A 19,071-nucleotide genomic window follows, 5' to 3' on the forward strand; every position below is an offset into this window, starting at 1 on the left:
TGATCGCTTCCTAGGGGATCGCGCGGTAGAGCAGGACGAGGGCGAAGCCGTCGAGCGCGGCGGGGTCGCCGTTGGCGGTGAGGCGCCAGGGGCGGTTGTCGGCGTTCAGGCCGGGCGTCTGCACGAGCCGGCCCGCGGTGAGCGCGAGGGAAGGGTCGCCGTGCAGCAGGAACCGCCCCTCTCCCCCGGGCGTGCCGTACTGCGCGACGATCCCGGTGACCTGCCGTCCGGACATCCCGGGGAACAGGTCGGGGGTGACGGGCAGGAGGAGTTCCTTGCCGTCACCGGCGGTGAACTCCTCCCACTCCTCGGGGAACGCCGTCGCGACGTCCACGAACACCGCCGAGGGGTAGGGCTTGAGGAGTCCGCGCACGGCGGTCCCGAAGGCCTCGCCTCCGTCCTGCGCGGTGTAGCGGACGGTCACCACGACGTCGACGAGTCCGGCGGGCGCCCTGCGGGTCTCCAGCCGCCAGCGGGACACCGCGCCGGTGCCTTCGAACGGCAGGTAGCGCTGGTCGTCGTAGCGCAGCTCGAACATGCCGCTGTCGTCGCCGCCCTCGACCTCCGACAGCGCGATCCGCTGGCCGGGCCGCCAGTCCCCGCGCAGGCTCTCCGGCGGCTCCCCCTTCGGGTCGAGGAGGAAGCGGACGGCCTTGGGGTCGGGGGTGAGGACCGTCTTGTTGTCGATCTGGGTGAGGGTGGCGTTGGCGGTCACGGGGCCTTCGGCGGTGACGAAGGAGACGCTCACGGTCTTGATGCGCCGTTGGTAGTGGCCGGGGAAGTCGCGGTCGAACAGGGTCTCGGTGAGCGCGAACTCGCAGCGTCCGGTGTCGCGCAGGGCGAGCAGGGCGGGCGCGTCGAGGGCGAGCAGCGACACCCGCTTGGTGATCTCCAGGCCGCGCGCGTCGGTGTCGAAGTAGGCCTGGCCGAGCCGGTCGAGGTCGAAGGAGAGCTGGTCGGCGGCGAGCAGGCCCTTGCGCCGTGAGTCCCAGTAGTTCGGCCGGATGAGCCCGGGGGCGGCGCCCCGCTCCGCCTCGTAGGCGCGCTCGGCCGCGCGGGCCATGTCGTGGGCCATCCGGTAGGTCTGGAAGTACAGGCCGGAGACCTGCCCGACCATCCAGCCGTAGAGCTGGGGCCCGGTGAACTTGGCGGTGAGGAAGTCGGTGACGGCGGCGTGCTGGGCGGCCTCGCGGTCGTGGATCTCCAGTTCGCGGCGGGCGATGGCGAGCTGGAGGTCGGCGGTGACGACCTGGTGGCCGACCTGGACGACGTCGGAGCGGCTGGTGGCGAGCTGGAACCTCCAGTCCTGCTCCTGGCTGTCGAACTCGGCCCGGATGCCGAGCACCTCGCCGATCATGCTGAAGCCCTCGCCGAGGCTGGCCGAGACCTCTCCGGCCGCGTCCAGGAACTTGCTCATCTGGAGGCCGCCGGTCTCGATGCCGACGATGAAGGGACCGACCTTGCCCTGCGGGACGGCCGCGGCGATGCCGGAGCCGATCTTCAGTCCGGCGGACACGAACTGGCCGATGGCGCCGAGCGACATCATCGCGATCTGGGCCTTCTGCCACGGGGACATGCCGTCGTCGATGAGCTTCTGGTAGTGCCCGACGCGCATCTCGGCCGCGGCCCTGGCGTCGATCGCGTCGGCGACGCCCTCCTCGGCGATCTTGACCTGGAGTTCCTTGATCTTCCGGGTGAGCGCGATGATCTCGCCGTCCTGGCGCTGGCGCAGCAGGGACAGCTCCTCGTTGTCGCGCCGGTCGATGGCCTCCAGGAGGTCGGTGCCGAGCTGGCGGAGCCGGTCGGTCAGCTCGCGGGCGCGCTGCAGGACGAAGTCGAACCGGTACACCGAGGCGGGCCCCGCGGCCGCCGCGATCGCCAGGTCCGCGCCGCCGCCCTCGGCCGCGCCGCGCACCAGCGCCATGACGTCCAGGGGCGGGTCGAACAGCGGGAGCGGCCGGGCCACGCCCATGATGTCGAGCGACGCCCGGATCTTGGCGAGCCGGTCCTCGACGCGGGTCCAGTACTCCTGGAACAGCTCGTTGCCGGGGACGTGGAAGTAGGGGTTGGCGACTCCGGCGTGGACGGCCCCGCTCTCCTTCAGCAGGGTCCCGTCGGCGGTGATGTGCCCGGTCTCGCCGGGTCCGTCCCCTTCGGTGAGGGCGTAGGGCGCGGCGGGCGGAAGCGCGGCGGGGCCGAGCGTGACGGGGCGGGGCCCGAGCAGGTCGTAGGCGTAGACGTAGAGCATCCGCGCCTCGTCGACGGTCTCGGCGGTGTACTGCCGGAACAACAGGTCGCCCCAGTCGAGGAGGTTGTCGATGTAGGCCATGACGACGGCGCGCCGGTAGGCCTCGGGCCGCAGGGCGGCGATGGCGTGCGGGTCGTACGGGTCGTCGAGGTAGGCCTGGATGAGCGCGCGGCGGTCGCCCATGAGGTCGTACTGGCGGCGGAGGCGGCCGATCATCGCGACGCGTTCGGCGAGCGCGTCGCGGCGGGCGTCGCGGGGCAGGGCCGCCAGGGCGCTCTTGACGGGGTCGAGGCCGTTCCCTGCGAGGTCGGCCAGGTAGGCCAGCTCCGTGCCGGTGAGGTCCCGGGCCCGCCGGAACGCGGGCGTCAGCGCCTGGAGCGCGGTGAGCACGGGCGCGAGCCGCGTCTCGACGGTGCTCGACCCGAGTTCGGCCGCGGCCTCGCGGGTGCCGGCGACGAGGGCGTCGACGTCGGCGGCCAGGAACGGCAGGAACCGCCAGTAGCGGGTGAGCCGGGTCGGGTCGAAGACGTACTCGTACCAGCGCCTGGCATCCTCGAAGCGCTGCGCGCCGTTGAGGGTCTGCGCGATGAGCAGCGGCGCGTGGAAGAAGATCTCCCAGTAGTAGAGGCCGTTGGCGCTGTCGAAGTCCAGGTGCGAGCTGACGGGGACGTGCGGGGAGATCCGCGGCAGGATCCGGATCGTGGAGGCGTCGGAGGCCGCGGTGCTGAAGGCGGGCAGCTCGTCGAGCTCCTGGGTGGAGGGGTCGAGCAGGGCGGCGACGCCGCCGGTGAGCAGCCGCCGGTTCAGCTCGGCGGCCGTGCTTGAGGTGAGCCGGATCAGCTCGGTGGGCAGTCCGGCGACCTCGTAGGGCCGCGGGACGGCCTCGCCGAACGGGTAGGCGGCGTAGTCCTGCCCGAGGAACAGGTACAGGTGGGTGTCGCCTTCCAGCGCCCCGGTGAAGGAGCCGGGGAATCCCGCGGGCAGGGCGCGCCAGTTGCCCTGGTAGGGCAGGAGCGCCACCGGTGTGCCGGGCTCCCAGTCCGCGCCGACGGGGGCGTAGCCGGCGGAGGCGAAGGCGTACCGCTGGTCGCCGCGGGTGAGGACCGCCTGGATCGGCTGGGCGGTGCGCTTCGGGTAGCCCGCGTCGATGTACTCGGGGACGGTCCCGTCGGCGGCGAGGGTGTACCTGACGTACTCGCGCGGCCCGACGAGGAACAGCTTTCCGCCCGTGATGTAGGCGGCCGTGACCTCCCCGGTCCTGCCGAACTCGGTCGGCACCCGGCCGAGGTCGCGGGTCGGCTTCTGCTCAGTGCCGCCGTCGCCGGTGAGGGTGTAGACGCCTTTCGGGTTGTCGAAGGCGAGGGTGGTGGAGCCGAACCGCAGCACGGGCCCCGGCTGGCTGGGAGGCAGGCCGTCGGGGTTGCGGGAGAGCGGGCGGGGCGGATGGTCGGCGGTGCCGTCGGGCCTCAGCCGCACGTACTGCCCGTTGCGCACCAGGAAGACCTGGCCGTCCTTCTGGTGGACCCAGTCGATGCCGCTCCCGCCGAGCGGCCACTCGCGGGTCGAGCGGACGGTGCCGAGCGCGGTGGAGGTGACGAAGCCGTCGAGGGAGCGCGAGTAGAAACCCTCGGCGCCTCCCGGGAGGGTGAAGGCCGCGTCGATGCCCGTCCACCGCGGCAGGTTCTCGGTGTTCGAGGCGATCTTCTTGGGGTAGCCGGGGTCGAGCGCGCCGAACGGCTCCGTCGGGTAGCGGTAGTACTCGTCGCCGCTGAACAGGAAGACCTTGTCGCCCCGCACGAGCCCCGCGTCGACGGTGCCCGTGCTCAGCAGCCGGGTGCCGATGACGCCGAACCGGTCGGCGGTCGTCTGCCGGGTCTGCCGGGACGTCACCTTGTCCGGCGCGGCGGCGATGTACTTCCCTCCCGCCGCGTCGAAGAAGTACAGGGTGCCGTCGGCGAGGCGGAAGGCGGCGTCCACCCGGTCCCAGGTGGTGGGCAGCCGGTCGGCGTTGCCCTTGAACGGCTGGAGCGGGGCCGGGTCCGCGGGGCCGGCGACGGGGCGGCACAGGAAGCTGCCGCCCTTGTGGTCCACGCTGAACCAGGGCCCGTCCTGGGCGTCGGCGGGCGCGTTGAACCTGACGACCTGGGCCTCGGTGATGGGGGTGCCCGCCGGTTCGGCGAACAGCCGGGACAGGTCGGCCGACCGGGGCGGGGCGACGACCGTCGCGGTGGGCAGCCCGTACAGCTCGGGCGTGAGGGTGAACGCCGAGGTGACCGCCGTCCCGCCGGCGTCCTTGTAGGTGCACTGCACGACGATCGAGTCGTGCGCGCTGCCGTCCAGCACCGTCCGCGACGCCTGGACGTACAGGCCGACGTCGGTGATCTGGCCGATCCGTTCGGTGTCGGCGGCCAGGACCTGCGAGCCGACCCACGCGCCGTCGAGGTTGCGGAACGAGTAGTAGATCTTGACCTGGTAGCGCGGCGGCGGCGTGCTGACCTTCTGGCTGTCCCCGGACGTCGTCGCGGTGACGGTGATCTTCGACGGGTCCGCGGGCGGCACCGGCTCGACCGCCGACCAGAACACGAAGACCCGGCCGAAGGCGTGCACCGGATCGACCCGGTCCGCGCTGATCTGGGCGTCGACCTTCTGCCAGGGCTGCCAGGCGGCCGACAGCTTGCCGCCGTCGCGGAACTCCGCCTCCCGGTGGTAGTAGCGGCGCGGCTCGGTGCGGGTCCTGCCGAACAGGACGAGCCGCCGCACGTCCGCCGCGGCCCCGTCCGGCCGGTAGACGTAGCCGCCCGCGATCGTCAGGCGCGACACCTCGGTGTACTCGTCGAGGTAGCGCTTGTAGGCGGCCTGGACGGCGGGGGCGGTGATGTCGCCTTGCAGGAGGTCGTCCTGGAGGGCGGAGAACGCGGGGGTCTTGCGGTCGCGCAGTTCGGGCCGCAGGTAGTTCTCCGGGTACAGGAAGACCTTCCGGTTGGCCTCCCAGGTGCGGTAGCTGCGCATCCAGCCCCACCAGGTGCGCAGCCGGCTCCGGACGGCCTCGGGGTCGGCGCCCGCGGGCAGCTTCACCGTCTCCAGGCCGAGCAGGTAGCGCTGGAGGTAGAGCTGGGTGGCGGCGATGGCCTCGCGGACGCGGGAGGTGGTGCCCTGCCCGCCCATGTCGACGTCGATGAGGTAGCGCTCGTACAGGTCGCGCGAGTTGCCGTGCAACGGGGTCAGCCGGGCCACGAGCGCGTCGCGCTTGCGGACGTTCAGCCGGTCCCGCATCGCGCCGGAGACCTTCTTCCACTCCTGCGGGGCGGTCCTGCGCTCCACCGCGGCGCGCAGCGCGGCGGAGGCGGCGTCGAGGTCGGGGGCCGGGCCGAAGATCTTCGTCCAGACGTCGTAGAGCTCGGGAAGGCCGAGGCCGAGCTTGCCCGCGGCGCCGAACGCGTCGGTGAGGGTGAGCAGGAACTCGATCTCGAACAGGTGCTCCTCGCGGGTGTCGGGCCGCAGCAGGCCCATGTTCCGGCGGGCCCACCTCACCTCCTCCAGGGGCCAGCCGAAGGTGGTCGCGAGGTAGGCGTAGGGGTCTTCGGCGCCGTCGAGGAAGAACGCGGCGAGGCCGTCCCTGCCCTGGCGGCACAGCGCGGCGAACCGGACGATCGCGTGCACGTCGGTCAGCCGGTAGTCGGCGGTGCCGGACCAGCGGTGCCGGAACTCCTGCGGGAAGGTCCGGTCCACCTGGTGGTAGGGGCCGGAGTACCGCAGGTACCGGTCGCCCTTCAGGAGGTAGGTGCGGCCGTCGAGGACGAAGGCGCCGTCGGGGCCCGCCTCGAACTCCGGCGGGGCGTCGCCCCAGTCGTCCCGGACGGTCCTGGGGTAGCCGGGCTCGACGTACTCCAGCGGTCCTGCGGCCGGGTAGCGGACGTACTGGTCGCCGCTGAAGGCGTACAGCTCGCCGGACGGCGCGGTGAACGCGGCGTCCACCTTCCCCCCGTCGAAGGCGTTGCGGACCCTGCCCCAGCGGCCCGCCACCGCCTCGACGGCCCCGGCGGCCAGGACCTGGCGGCCCTTGAAGAGGCGGACGACGCCGTCCGGGCCGCGGAACGCGGCGTCCAGTCCGTCCTGGAAGGCGGGCGGGAGGGGCGGCAGGCCCAGTTCGGCGGACAGGTCGGCCAGCGCGCGGGGGTAGCCGTCGTCTATGGCCGTGCGGTCGGAGCCGGAATACCTGACGTACTGGTCGCCGGAGAACAGGTAGATCCTCCGGTCCCGGACGAGCGCGGCGTCCACCCGGCCGGTCTCGGCGAGGTTGTTGCGGATCCGCCCGAGCACGCCGAGCGGGAACGACGCGGCGGGCTCCGCGGAGGCGGTGTGGCAGATCCCGCCGGTGAGCACGTGGACGGTCCTGTCGTTGCCGACGACCGCGTCGAGGGGCCGGTCCAGGGCGTCCTCGAACGCCTCGGGCAGGTTCCGGAACGGCTCCTCGGCGCGCAGGTTCCCGGCGATGGGCTTGGGGTAGCCCGGGTCGACGTGCCGGTAGAGGCGGCCGGTGTAGCGGACGTACCGGTCGCCGGAGAACAGGTAGGTCTGCCCGCCGCGCCACACGTACGCCGCGTCGACCGTGGCGCCCGCGGCGAGGAACGGGTTGGGCGTGCGCCCCCACTGGTCGCGGACCCGGACGCGGGCGCCGAAGGCCTCGTCGCGGAACGGCGCGCACGTGTCGGCGAAGAAGAACCAGAGGGTGCCGTCGGCGGCCCGCAGCGCCGAGCGCAGGCCGTCGGGGGCGTCGAGGTCGCGGCCGAAGCCGGGGTAGAGCCGCTCGATCGGGCGGACGATCGACCAGGCCCCGGTCCGGTCGTCGTAGGAGACGCACTCCTTGCCCGCCAGCAGCACCAGGTTGCCGCCCTCGACGAGGACGGCGTCGGGGAAGGCCAGGTCGCCGGGCGCGCCCGCGAACACGGCGCCGGCCTCGACCGTGACGGGGTAGCCGCGGTCCGGCACGGTGTAGGTGTCGCCGGAGTAGACGACGTGCCGGACCATTCCCGAGGCGTCCGGCCTGCTGAACAGGTGGGTCCGGTCGCGGTGCACGTAGGCCAGCGCGACGCCGTCGAGCCCGGCCCAGTGCGCGGCGATCGGCTGCGGGTCGCCCTCGGCCGCCGCCGCGCCGGGCGCGTGCGTGACGAACTGGTCGCCGCTGAACAGGTAGGTCTTCCCGTCGCGGCCGACGAAGGCCGCGTCCACGGTGCCGGTCTCGCGCAGCACGTCGCGGGGGCGGCCCCACTCCTCGGCGATCGGGTAGTCGCGGCCGACCTGGGTGTTGAAGCAGGACGGGCCGCGGAACAGGTAGGTGATGCCGTCCGCTCCGGTGAGGACGGCGTCCAGGCCGCTCGTGTACCGGGAGGGCACGGTGCGCAGGGCGCGCGGCCGGAAGGGGGCCGAGGTGACCGAGCGCGCTTCCAGCGCCGAGAGCCGCTGCCAGCCTTGGGCGGTCTCGGCGATGATCGCGCCGTCCTCGACGTATGCGCAGCGCAGGCCCGCGATGGGCAGGTCGTCGTAGCGGCGGTAGGAGGTCGTGGAGACGGCGTGGCACTCGCCGTCGCGGAACAGGTACGCGGTGCGCCGGTCGGCGAAGGCCGCGTCGACGCCGTCGAGGGTGACGGGCAGCGCGCCCAGGCCGGGCTCGCCGGAGAGCGCCGAGATCCGGCGCGGATAGCCCGGGTCGACCACCGACAGGTCCGTGCCGGTGTAGCGGACGAACTGGTCCCCGGAGAAGAGGTAGGTGCGGTCGCGGGTGACGTCCACGCCGTCGATCTTCTCGGTGACGGCGAGGGCGAACGCGGCGTCCACCCGCCCGCTGCGGGCGAGGGTGTGCGGCACGCGCCCCCACAGGCCGGTGATGGCGGCGGGGTAGCCGTCGTCGACCTCGGTGTAGTCGTCGGTGGAGTAGCGGACGTACCGGTCGCCGGAGAACAGGTAGGTGCGGCCGTCCACGCCGACGAAGGCCGCGTCGACCCGCGGGAAGGGAAGGCTGTCCCACTTCTCGGCCAGCGTCATCGGCTCCGACCACCACCGGTGCCTGGCGTCGAACCTGACGAACCGGTCGCCGGAGAAGAGGTAGGTGCGCTGGTCGCTTCCGGTGAAGACCGCGTCCACCGGACCGAGCCGCATCTTGTCGGGCATGTTCCACCAGTTGTCGGACAGCGGCTTGGGGAAGCCGGCGTCCGGCGTGCGGTAGTCGCGGCCGGAGTAGCGGACGTAGAAGGCTCCGCCGTCTCCGCGCGCCTTGAGCCGCAGCCCTTCCTTGACGACGGTGACCGCGACGCCCTCCCCGGTGGTGAGCTCCCAGCGCGGCGCGGCGCCCTTCAGCGCGGTGACGGTGAGGCCGTGCTCAAGGAAGAGGGCGCGCAGCGCGGGGGTGAGCCGCCCCGCGTCGAGGTCGGGCTGGTGGTCTGCGGGGATCTCCCGCAGCACGCCGCCGGTGCCGAACAGGTAGGTGCGACCGTCCATGACGAAGGAGGCGTCCACCTTGGTCAGGCCGCCCCAGTCGCCCGCGATCCGCCGGGGGAACCCGGAGTCCACGGCCGAGTAGTCGCCGGTGGAGTAGCGCAGGTAGGTGTCGCCGCTGAACAGGTAGGTGCGGCCGTCGAGTCCGGCGAAGGCCGCGTCCACCCTGCCGCTGGGCAGCGGCGGGGCGAGCCTGCCCCACCGCTCCGCGGTCTCGGCGGTCGAGGTGCTCGGGCCGGCGAGCGCTAGGGTCTTGCCGCCCTTGAACAGGTGCAGGATCCCGGACGGGTCGGTGAAGGCCGCGTCGATCCCGTTCTCGAAGTACGGGGGCACGCCCTGGAGCTTGCGGGAGGCGCCTTCGTCGGCGCGGACGCCGGGGTTCTCGATGCTGTCGGAGTACCGCAGCTCCTCCGCGCCCGCGAGCAGATGGACCGCGGTGGGCGTCGCGTAGGCGCCGTGGATGTTCTTGGGATCGGCGAAGGCCGAGCCGGTCCTCCCCCACACCTCGGCGGCGGGCCGCGTCCCGGCCGCGGTGATCCAGCGGTCGCCCGCGAACACGTGCACGACGCCGTCGGGGTCCTGGAAGCAGGCGTCCACGGGTTCGCGGACCGGCGGCACGGGCAGGCTCTCGCGGGAGCGCCACTCGGCGACGTCGCGGGGGTAGCCCTCGTCCACGGCGTCGTATCCGGCGGAGTAGCGCACGTACTGGTCTCCGGCGAACAGGAACGTGCGGCCGTCGGAGTCGGTGAAGGCGCCGTCGATCCGGGCGGGGTCGGCGAAGGCGTTCTTCACCTTCCCCCAGGCCTGCGTCTTGAGGGCCCAGCGGGTGCCGCCCTTCTCGCGGGTGAAGACGAGTGTGGCGCCCTGCGCGTCGCGTCCGACGAGCCAGGAGACTCCGTCGGGACGGACGAACGCGGCGTCCACGACGGTGACGGCGGCGAGGCGCGGCGAGAGGTCGGCCAGCGGCTTGCGCGCGGAGCTCGTGCGGGCCCGGGTGTCCGCCGAGTAGGTCCAGTAGCCGCCGTCGTCGCCGAACAGCAGGATCACGCCGTCGCCCGCGTCGAGCAGGGCCTGGATGCGGGTGACGCCGGGCGGCAGGGTGAGGGGCTCGGGGAACTTGCCGGTGAGGTCCTGGTCGGCGAAGACCGCGCGGACCTCGGCGGCGCGCAGGCCGAGCTTGGCCGCCAGCAGCGCGAACCTGTGGATCCTGCGGTGGGCCAGGAGCAGCCGGGGATCGTCGGGGGGCGTCTCCAGGTCGAGGGCGGGCCGCGCGAACAGGGCGCGGACCTCCCGCTCGCCGCCCGCGACGCAGGAGGTGAGCGCCTTGACCGTCTCCTTGTCGAGGCCGAGGACGTCGGACAGGCAGGCGTGAAGGGTCTCATCCTGTTTGGCGGCGAGCGCGGTGAGCCGGTCGGCGATCTCGGTGATGGCGGAGGTCAGGGCCTTGGCGACGTCGTGCAGGAGGAAGAAGACCTCGCGCGCGTAGTCGCCCATGCGGGGAAGCGCGAAGTCCAGGGAGTTGTCGGCGCTGGCGAAGTAGCCGAGGCGGGCCCGGGACACCGCGTGCCGGTCGGTGAGCTCCCCGGTGGCGACGAGGTGGTCGAGCAATGCTTCGGCCTGCTCGGGGTCGAGACCGAGGCGGGTCAGCGCGCCGGGGGCGAGCCGGTAGGGGGCCTCGGCGCTGACGACTCCGGCGAGCCGCTGGAACACCGCGGCGGCGTCGGCGGCGGTGAAGTGCACGCCCAGGTCGACGGAGCCCTCCGGGTCGGTGAACGCCGCGGGATCGGTGACGCGGCCGTCCTCCAGCTCGAAGCCGTTGAGCGCGGTGAAGGCGCGGCGGGCGGCGAGGCCGTCGGCGAGGGCCGCGAAGTCCTCGGCGGTGAAGGTCGTCAGCTCGGCGCGGAACTCGGCGACCTGGCCGCGCAGGGCGCGCAGGACTCCCTGGCGCAGCACCGCGAACTCGGTGGCGAGTCCGAACTCGGCGGGATCCAGGTGCAGGAGCGAGGCCTTGTCGGTGAAGTCGCCGTCGGCGTCGAGGTGTCCGTTGAACCGCAGGCTCTCGACGAGCCGGGCCTGCTGGGCGTCGGTGAGGCGAAGGCCGGCCAGGACCGCGGGGTCGAGGGCCAGGGGCTCGTCGCGGAAGAAGGCGAGCCGGTCGAGGAGCAGCTCGGCGACGGGCTCCGCTGCGTCCGTCAGATCGACGTTCACCGCGAACGACTCGACGTTGGCCGGGTCACGGAAGAAGTCGGGATCGGTCAGCTCGCCGTCCTCGGTGACGTGGCCGAGGTGCAGGAGGTTGTCGTACAGCTCGGCGCGCAGCGCCGGGGCGAGCCCGCCGAGCCGCTCCAGATGCGACGGGTGGAACGCCGCGGCGCCGTCGGCCTCGTCGGCGATGAGGTCGAAGAGGGCGGCGCGTTGGGGCAGGAAGTCCTCGGCGAGGACGAGCGCGTCGGGCGGCGCGGCGAGCGACCCGTCCGCGCCGACGACGCCCCGGAACACGAGGTTGCGGAAGATCTTCTCCTGGAGGCGGTCGCCCAGGCCGAGGCCGGTGAAGTCGGACGGGAAGACCGCGCCGAGGTCGGTGACGGCGAGGTAGGCCGCCGCCTCGGCCTTCGGTCGGTCCACCTCCAGCAGCTTGCTTCCGACGGCCGCCACGACACCGTCCCGGCGGGTGATGAGCACGTCGTGCAGCACCCGGGCGGAGCGGGCGGTGAACCTGTCCGACAGCAGGGTCTGCGGGGTGAAGGCGACCGCGCCGAGTTCGGTGCGGAGCCGCGCGAACAGCGCGGTGCCGCCGTTCTGGACCGGCTCGGGCCTTCCGCCGAGGATTCCGGCGAGCTCGGCGCCGTCGAACCCCGAGGTCCGCATCCACGCGACGACCGCGAAGAGGGTCTGCGCGAGCCACAGTGCCTGCTCGGGCGCGCCGCCCTCCAGCACCCTGTGCAGGTCGCGGGTCTCCTTGCCGGGCCCGCCCAGCACCCCGAACGTGGTGTACCGCTGGAGCGACGGGTCTCCTTCCAGGGACACGATCACGTCGAACAACTCGTCCGTGCCCAGGCCGAGCGCCGCCGCGAGCAGCCCTGTGCGGCGCAGCAGGGAGATCTCCGGCAGCCCGACCACGCCCCGGTCGAACGGGCTGGGCTCGCGGTCGGCGTAGTGCTCCCGGTACCGGCGGACGACCTGGACGAGGTCGGGCTCGGCGACGCCGATGAGCCGGGAGAGACGGAACCTGTAGTCGCGGTTGGCGGGAGTGAGGATGTCGCCCGCGCAGGTCTCGACGGTCACGCCGACGGCCGGCTTCCACGGCAGGACCAGGCCGCAGACGTCGGCGGGCGCCTGTCCGTGCGCCTTGCCGAGCCGGACCACGGCGGCGACCGCGCGAAGGGCGGCGAGGTCGAGGCGGCCCGCGGCGCAGGAACTCAGCACGAGGTCGAGGTCGGTGAGGGTCAGACGGGTCCTTCGGGCCAGCCGGATCAGGCGGTGCGCGCGGTCGAGCCAGGCGAGCGGGAGGTCGGTGTCGGCGGACGGGGCGAGCGACGTCTCGTCGGCGTTGAGCGCGGTCCGCCCGTCGGGGAGGATCAGGCTGGGGAGCGCGACGAGTTCGCGGATCTGGGCGTCGGTGAGGCCGGTGGCCTCGGCGAACCGGCGGGTGACGCGCAGCGCGGCGAGGGTCTCGTCGGCGGCGAGACCGTAGCGTGCGCCGATCGCCGCGGTGTCCGCGGCGGTGGTGGTGATGACCGCGACGTCCTCGGGGGTGAGCCCGAGGTACTCGCGGGCGGCCACGTCGTGGTCGACCTGGGCGGCGAAGAGCCGGTAGAGCTCCTCCGGCGTCGCCTTCAGCTCCTCCAAGGCGACCCGCAACCGCTCGGACTTGAGCGAGAACGGCAGCCCGAACGGGTGCACCGCCTTGCGCAGCGTCTCATACGGCTGATCCCCGACGAGCCGCTCCAGCACCTCGTTGACGATGTCGAGGTAGGCGGTCTCGGTGAAGGTGTTCTCCTTGTCCAGCACGATCCGGGTCAGATCGGGCCGCCGCTCCAGCAGTTCCGGGCGGTCGAACGTCCCCTCCAGCAGCCCGAGCAGCTCCACGAAATACGCGGCCGGCGACCAGACCGACCGTGCGTCGTCGCGTTCGGAAAAGCGCAGTTCACCGAACAGACGCGCGTAGTCGGGTGACGTTCGCTCACTCACCATCGTGTTCATCTCCCAGTCGCCGAGGCCGCCGCAGGAACGGCGCCTCATGCTCCCGAAAGCCGACAATCCCGACCACTTACTAAAAAGCCATAGAACCCATCCTCATTTCCCACCACACCAAAAACCCAACTATCGGACAAATCGCCCGTTCGGGGGAAAGGTCCAGTTCAGCGCGCACTGCTGCACGTCCCGAATGCCTGGATTGACAGCGGTTGCGGTTCCACGGGAAATGACACATCACGGGCCGTCACATCAGACATCGCCGCTCGACGGCACCGCGCGACACGAAATTCGTCAGCCGCCGCAATCCGGCGCGCACGAGAACGTCAATCTCCCCCGGGCGGGACCGGACATGGACCACCGCGTGTTTCCATAAGGCCATTCAGGATGATTCGGGGAGTCACTGGAACGATCAAGAGAAGACCCGGTGGCCGGATGCGGAAGCGTCCGGCGGCGGGTCCGGCACGACCCTCGAAGAGGATCCGCGCCACCGATTCGCCCGTCCGGGCCGTCACCGGGCGCGTCGCCGGGGAGCGGGCGAGGGCGTCGCGCCCGTTCGGCATCGGGCCGTCAACGTGTGCGGGCCCCGGTCGACGGCGGCCGGGGCCCTTCGGGTCAGGCGTGAGGTGGCTCCAGGGTGGTGATGGCGTCTTGGTCGGCGTAGTGGGCGCGCAGGGTCAGGCGGCCTTCGGCGAGGCGGCGTTTGATCTTCGGGTAGCGGAGGAGCTTGCCGACCTGGACGCGCAGGTGGGTCAGGCCGGGGTCCTCAGGGCCGGGCGGAGCGGTGTTGCCGCTGCGGGTGAGCCACCACCAGGCGTCGAAGCCGCGGATGCGCAGCCCGCCCGGTTGCAGGGCGGCGACCGCGCCGCAGCCGGAGTGGCCGAGCACGACGATCTCCGCGACGCCCAGGATCTCGGTCGCGTAGGCGATGGTGGCGGCCTCGGCGGTGACGCGGTGCGGACGGTACGGCGGGACGACGTTGCCGAAGGTGCGCAGTTCCAGGCAGGTGCCGGGTTCGGCGCCGGCGAGCCGCGCGGGATCGAGCTGGGCGTCGCAGCAGGCGATGAGCAGGGTGCGGGCCGCGGCGGCGGGCGCCGTGCGGGCATGCGTGAGTGGCTCCATGGTTCCTCGGTTCGAAAAGGCGTGCCGGATGACGGTGGATGCGGGAACACGCACCTGTCAGCAGCGGAACACCTGGAGCAGCGCCTGCGTCCTGGGGCCGTGCGCCGAGCGCGGCAGGGCCGCCGGACGCGCGACGAAGGGCTCGGCCCGCGAAGGCGAGCGGAGCCGCGGCGGGGAGGCGAGACGTTCGGCGGAGCGGGACCTCGGTGCGGAGCGCGGCCGGGTCGTGCCCGGGAACGCGCTCGCGTCCTCGGTGGCCGTGGTGTCCCTGCGGTCCTGTTCCGGGGCCGCGCCGCCGGGCGCCGGCGCGGCGGACACCGCGCTCGCGAGCGCGCGGATCGGGCGTTCGGCCCCGGAGCCCGTCAGCGGCGGGACGAGCAGCGCCAACGCGAGCATGATCGACCAGATCATCGGCCTCGCGCCCAACGCTCCCCCTCCGTCCGTCGAGGATGCCCGCTGGTTACTCAGTGTTACCAGCGGGGGCGCGGTTCAAAAGTGGTCCGGGCATGCGGTTCACGCGGACAGCGGTCCGCTGACCGCCGCGAACCACTTGGCCGCCTTGGCCAGATGCCTGGGCGTCAGCCCGGACCCCGAGGGCACCCGGACGACGAGATGATCGCCCACCTCGCCCGCCTCGCGGCGCAGTGCCAGATGATGGGCGGCGTCGCTCTCGTCGTCCAGCCAGACGAACGGGCGGCGGTCGGCCCAGGCAGCGATGTGCTGCGCCTTCCACGCGCCCAGGGTCGCCCTGCCGGGGTCGGCGAGATCCTGCCGGGGGATCGGGACCACAGGCAGTTCCGGCAGGCCGACCAGCGGGCCGATCAGCAGGTTCGCATCGTCGGTCCACATCGTCGCCCACACGAGTTCGACGCCGTGACGGGCGGCGAACGCGGTCAGCAGGCCGCCGTGCGCGGGGTTCAGCGCGACGTCGTACTCCGCGGTGCCGCCCGAGGGCTGCAGCCGGTGCACGGTGAAGCCCGCCGAGCGCCTGCGGAACGGGTTGAGGACGCCGTCGACGTCGACGAGCAGGGCGGGGGGTCGGGACACGGCCATGTCCTCCAGTCGCGCATGCGTCATGCGGCTCTCACGGCTTTCAGCATGCATCGACGTCCGCGGGAAGTCAGCCGGTTTTCCACGTCACGGCCGGAGCGGGACACCGGCCTCATGCGGCCGGGACGGCCGGGCCCTAGAGTGGCGCGGCAGCGCGGGCGCGACGGGGGTTTCCATGGGGCTTCGCACGTTCTTCAACACGCTCGGCGCGAAGGCGCCGCACGTCGAGACGGTGCTGGACCGGACGGCACTGCGGCCCGGCGAGCCCGTCGGCGCTACCGTGACGCTGCAGGGCGGCGGCGCCGACGTACGGGTCGAGGCCCTGGCGATCGAGCTGGTCATCCGGGTCGGGGCCCTCGAACAGGACGGCGGCGAACTCGCCTGGAAGCGGCCGGAACCCGTCGCCTCCTTCGAACTCCCCGCGTTCACCCTCGCGGCCGGCGAGACCCTCGTGCGCCGCGTCGAATGCGCCGTCCCGTGGGAGATGCCGCTGACGCACGCCGACGGCCGCCGCCTGCGCGGGACCCGGGCCGCGTTCCGCACCACGCTGAAGATCGACACCGCGATCGACCGCGGCGACTTCGACGAGATCGCCGTCCACGCCCTCCCCGCCCAGGACGCCCTCCTCCAGGCCCTGACGACCCTCGGCTTCCGCCTGGGCGAATCCGCAGTGAAACAGGGCAACCTGAGAGGCGACGCCACCCGGTCCCTCCCTTTCTGGCAGGAGATCGAGGCGTTCTTCCCCTCCGCCTACCGCCGCTCCCCCGGCGACCGCCTCCCCCTCGTCTTCGCCGCCCGGCCCGATTCCCTGGCCCTCATCCTCGGCACCTTCGGCCCCTACCCCCTCGACCCCGCGCTCGACGCCGCAGCCGCCGCCACGTGGCTCACCTCCCACCTCGACGCCCACTGGCGCCGCTGACCGGTCCGCGGCGGCATGCAGCGAACGGCGCCCGCGCCTGATCTGAGCGATCCGTACGGCATGGGGCAGTCTTTGCCGCCCGGCTTCCCGGGACGGGGGTGCGCCGGGAATACAGGAGGGATGTGAGGTACGCCCGCGGGACGCCTCCACACCGACCGCGCAGGACCGGAGGGCTGGATGGACATCGGGATCGGGCTGCCCAACACCGTCATCGGGACGGACGGGCCGGCGCTCTGCACGTGGGCGCAGGGGGCCGAGGCGGCGGGGTTCAGCACGCTGGGCACTATCGGGAGGCTCGCGCACTCGGGGTATGAGGAGCTGATCGCGCTGACGGCCGCCGCGGCGGCGACCACCCGGATCCGGTTGACGACGAGCGTGCTGATCGCGCCCCTCTACACCAACACGGCGCTGCTGGCGAAGCAGGCGGCGTCCCTCGACCGGATCTCGCGGGGGCGGCTCGTGCTGGGCATGGCACTGGGCGGGCGCGGCGACGACTACACCGTCAGCGGGCTCGGCACCGAGCGGCGCGGCCGCAGGTTCGACCAGCAGCTCGACGAGATGAAGCGGATCTGGTCCGAGCCGGATCCCGTGCACCGGATCGGGCCCGAGACCGTCGGCGAGGAAGGCCCCGAGCTCATCATCGGCGGCGCGTCCGAGGCCGCGTTCCAGCGGGTGGCCCGCATCGGCGACGGCTGGATCATGGGCGGCGGCTCACCCGACCAGTTCGCGCAGGCCGCGGGAGCCGTCGACGCCGCCTGGCAGGCCGCGGGCCGCGAAGGCGTCCCCCGCAAACTCGCCTTGACCTACTTCGCCCTCGGCCCCGACGCCCGCGAGCACGCCGACACCTACCTCCGCGGCTACTACGCCTTCCTCGGCGAAGCCGCCGCCAACGCCGTCGCCCAGTCCGCCTCGATCACCCCCCACATGGTCCAGGAGACCGCCAACGCCTTCGAAGCCCAAGGCTGCGACGAACTCATCTTCATCCCCACCACCTCCGCCCAACCCCAAATCGACCTCCTGGCCCAAGCCGTCGCCGACGCCTAGGACCTGTCGACCCTTCGCGAACCGATCTCGCCCGCTTCACCGACCTTTGCGCCCTGCTCTCTTCAGAAGATCTTGGCCTGCGGCTGCCCTTAGGATGGAATTTCCGGAGGCCCCGCGTCCCGGAATGGAGATCGTCGGGAGAAGCGTTTGCCGGACAGAGTGGTCCAGAGCGTCATCGGCGGGGCTCTCCTCGCACTGCTGGTCGCCTGCGCCGAGCAGGAACCCCTGCCCGTTGCGCAGGTAAGCCCGATCTGGGGAGTCTGGATCGATGAGGCGCACCCAAATCGGCTCATCGCGGTCTATGACGGCTCATCGTGCACCGTGAGCGTCGAAATAGCCGGCGAGGAGAGCGCTGATTCGGTCTCCCTCGACGCGGATGTCGAAGAGGAACTGTGCATCGGCGCCGGGATCACTTTTCAGGCCGAGGTGCCGCTCGACGCGCCGCTGGGGAAACGGAAAATCCTGGGTGTCGACGGCCGGGAGATTCCCCGGTTCGAGAGTCGACCACGATATTCGGTGTGGTCCGATCGAGCCCGCACCCCGGACCCGGCCGGCACCGATCAGGCGTCATGACGGAATCGCCGAGGCTCAGGAGGGGTGGGGGGAGCGGGCGCCCATGCCCCAGATGATGCGGTCGTGGTGGAAGGTGAGGATTTCGGTGGCGTGTTGGCCGGTTTCGTGGTGGAAGGCGATGACGATGGTGTCGAGGCCCAGTTGGACGTCGGTGACCTTGAAGTGGAGGGCCGGGTTGCGGCGGAGGCCCTCGGTCCAGTAGGCGCGGAGCTGGTCGATGCCGCGGATGACGCCGTCGGAGCCTTCGATGAGCCGGGCGGCGAGCTGCGAGCGGAACTCCACCTCGGGGGCGTAGTGGGCCAGGACGCGGTCGAGGTCGTGGCTGTTCCAGGCGGCTTCCCATTCGGCGGCGAAACGCTTCGCTGCGGCGTGGTCCATCTGCGGGGTCCTGTTCTGGTTCGTCAGCGGCGGGGGGCCGAGCTGGCACGGATGGTGAGGTGAGGGGGCAGGAGGGTGGCGTCGGGGACGTCGGCGCCGTCGAGTTTGGCCATGAGGAGGGTGACGGCGCGGGAGCCCAGCTCGTCGGCGGGGATGGCGATCGACGTCAGGGGCAAGGCCGCCTGTTCGGCGATCTCGTCGGGGCAGAGGGCCACGACCGACAGGTCCTCGGGGACGCGCAGGCCCAGGTCGCGGAAGGCCGTGACGAGGGGTGCGACGACGGGCTCGTTGTGCACCACCACTGCGGTGAGCTCCGGGTGGAGGGACAGGAGGCGTTCGGCCATCGCGCGGGCGGCTTCGGGGGTGGCCTCGCAGGGGTGGATGGCCGAGGTGACGCCGTAGTGGGCGGCGGCCTCGGTGAAGCCTTCGGCGACCCGCTGGGCGAAGCCCGTCTCGCGCTCGTACACCTCGGGCGGGGAGCCCACGAGGTCGACGCACCGGTGGCCGAGTTCGGCGAGGTGCCGGACGCTCAGCGCGCCCGCCGCCCGGAAGTCGAGGTCGACGCAGGTCAGGCCCCCGGGATCGGCCGGGAAGCCGATGAGCACCGAGGGGCGGTCGAGTTCGCGCAGCAGCGGGATCCGGTCGTCGTGGAGTTGGACGTCCATGACGATGAGCGCGTCGGCCAGCGCGCTCCCGGTGACCCTGCGCAGGCCGTCGGCGCCCTCCTCCTGGGTGAGGAGGAGGACGTCGTGCTCGTGCGCGCGCGCCGAGGTGACGACGGACGCGGCGAACCGCATGACGACGGGCACGTGGATGCCGGGCCGCAGCGGCAGCATCAGCGCCAGGACGTTCGACCGGTTGCTGGCCAGCGCCCGCGCCCCGGCGTGCGGCCGGTAGCCGAGCGCCTCGATGGCCTCCTGCACCCGGAGGCGGGTGTCCTCGGAGATGGTGCGCTTGCCGCTGAGCACGTAGGAAACCGTGCTCGGCGCCACCCCGGCGTGCCGCGCCACATCACTGATCTTGACCAAAGCCCGTCCTCATTCCGTCATCG

9 protein-coding genes are annotated in these 19,071 nt (G+C 72.5%); 3 read left to right on the top strand and 6 right to left on the bottom strand.

Translation table 11 applies throughout. The features are described from left to right. Positions 1–10: 10 nt before the first annotated feature. The 4 genes from ACYVOM_RS11370 to ACYVOM_RS11385 form a co-directional block, all read right to left on the bottom strand. The gene (locus tag ACYVOM_RS11370; RefSeq protein WP_460303252.1) at positions 11–12,982 is read right to left on the bottom strand and encodes a hemopexin repeat-containing protein; all 12,972 of its coding nucleotides are present in this window, start codon (positions 12,980–12,982) and stop codon (positions 11–13) included. 567 nt (positions 12,983–13,549) lie between these two features. Then, on the bottom strand, positions 13,550–14,056 hold the full coding sequence (locus tag ACYVOM_RS11375; RefSeq protein WP_460303253.1) for a carbonic anhydrase: 507 nt from the start codon (positions 14,054–14,056) through the stop codon (positions 13,550–13,552). 57 nt (positions 14,057–14,113) lie between these two features. Beyond that, positions 14,114–14,482, bottom strand: coding sequence for a hypothetical protein (locus ACYVOM_RS11380; protein WP_460303254.1), 369 nt, complete (start codon positions 14,480–14,482; stop codon positions 14,114–14,116). Positions 14,483–14,569: 87 nt separating this feature from the next. Then, entirely contained in the window at positions 14,570–15,133 is a 564-nt protein-coding gene (locus ACYVOM_RS11385; protein ID WP_460303255.1) for an HAD domain-containing protein, read from the bottom strand. 148 nt (positions 15,134–15,281) lie between these two features. On the opposite strand from ACYVOM_RS11385, the gene ACYVOM_RS11390 reads away from it, so the two are divergent. The 3 genes from ACYVOM_RS11390 to ACYVOM_RS11400 all read left to right on the top strand — a co-directional run bounded on the left by ACYVOM_RS11390 (position 15,282) and on the right by ACYVOM_RS11400 (position 17,642). Then, positions 15,282–16,025 carry a sporulation protein gene (locus tag ACYVOM_RS11390; protein ID WP_460303256.1) on the top strand — a complete coding sequence of 248 codons (744 nt, stop codon included), beginning with the start codon at positions 15,282–15,284 and terminating at the stop codon, positions 16,023–16,025. A gap of 177 nt (positions 16,026–16,202) precedes the next feature. Beyond that, the gene (locus tag ACYVOM_RS11395) at positions 16,203–17,069 is read left to right on the top strand and encodes an LLM class flavin-dependent oxidoreductase (protein ID WP_460303257.1); all 867 of its coding nucleotides are present in this window, start codon (positions 16,203–16,205) and stop codon (positions 17,067–17,069) included. Positions 17,070–17,216: 147 nt separating this feature from the next. Continuing rightward, positions 17,217–17,642, top strand: coding sequence for a hypothetical protein (locus ACYVOM_RS11400; RefSeq protein ID WP_460303258.1), 426 nt, complete (start codon positions 17,217–17,219; stop codon positions 17,640–17,642). 15 nt (positions 17,643–17,657) lie between these two features. Here ACYVOM_RS11400 and ACYVOM_RS11405 read toward each other — a convergent pair whose 3' ends face one another. After that, positions 17,658–18,020: a YybH family protein gene (locus ACYVOM_RS11405; RefSeq protein ID WP_460303259.1), complete on the bottom strand. Its 363-nt coding sequence runs from the start codon at positions 18,018–18,020 to the stop codon at positions 17,658–17,660. Positions 18,021–18,043: 23 nt separating this feature from the next. After that, positions 18,044–19,048, bottom strand: a complete 1,005-nt coding sequence (locus tag ACYVOM_RS11410) for a LacI family DNA-binding transcriptional regulator (RefSeq protein ID WP_460303260.1) — start codon at positions 19,046–19,048, stop codon at positions 18,044–18,046. Positions 19,049–19,071: the final 23 nt, after the last annotated feature.

The organism is Actinocorallia aurea (assembly GCF_054783995.1).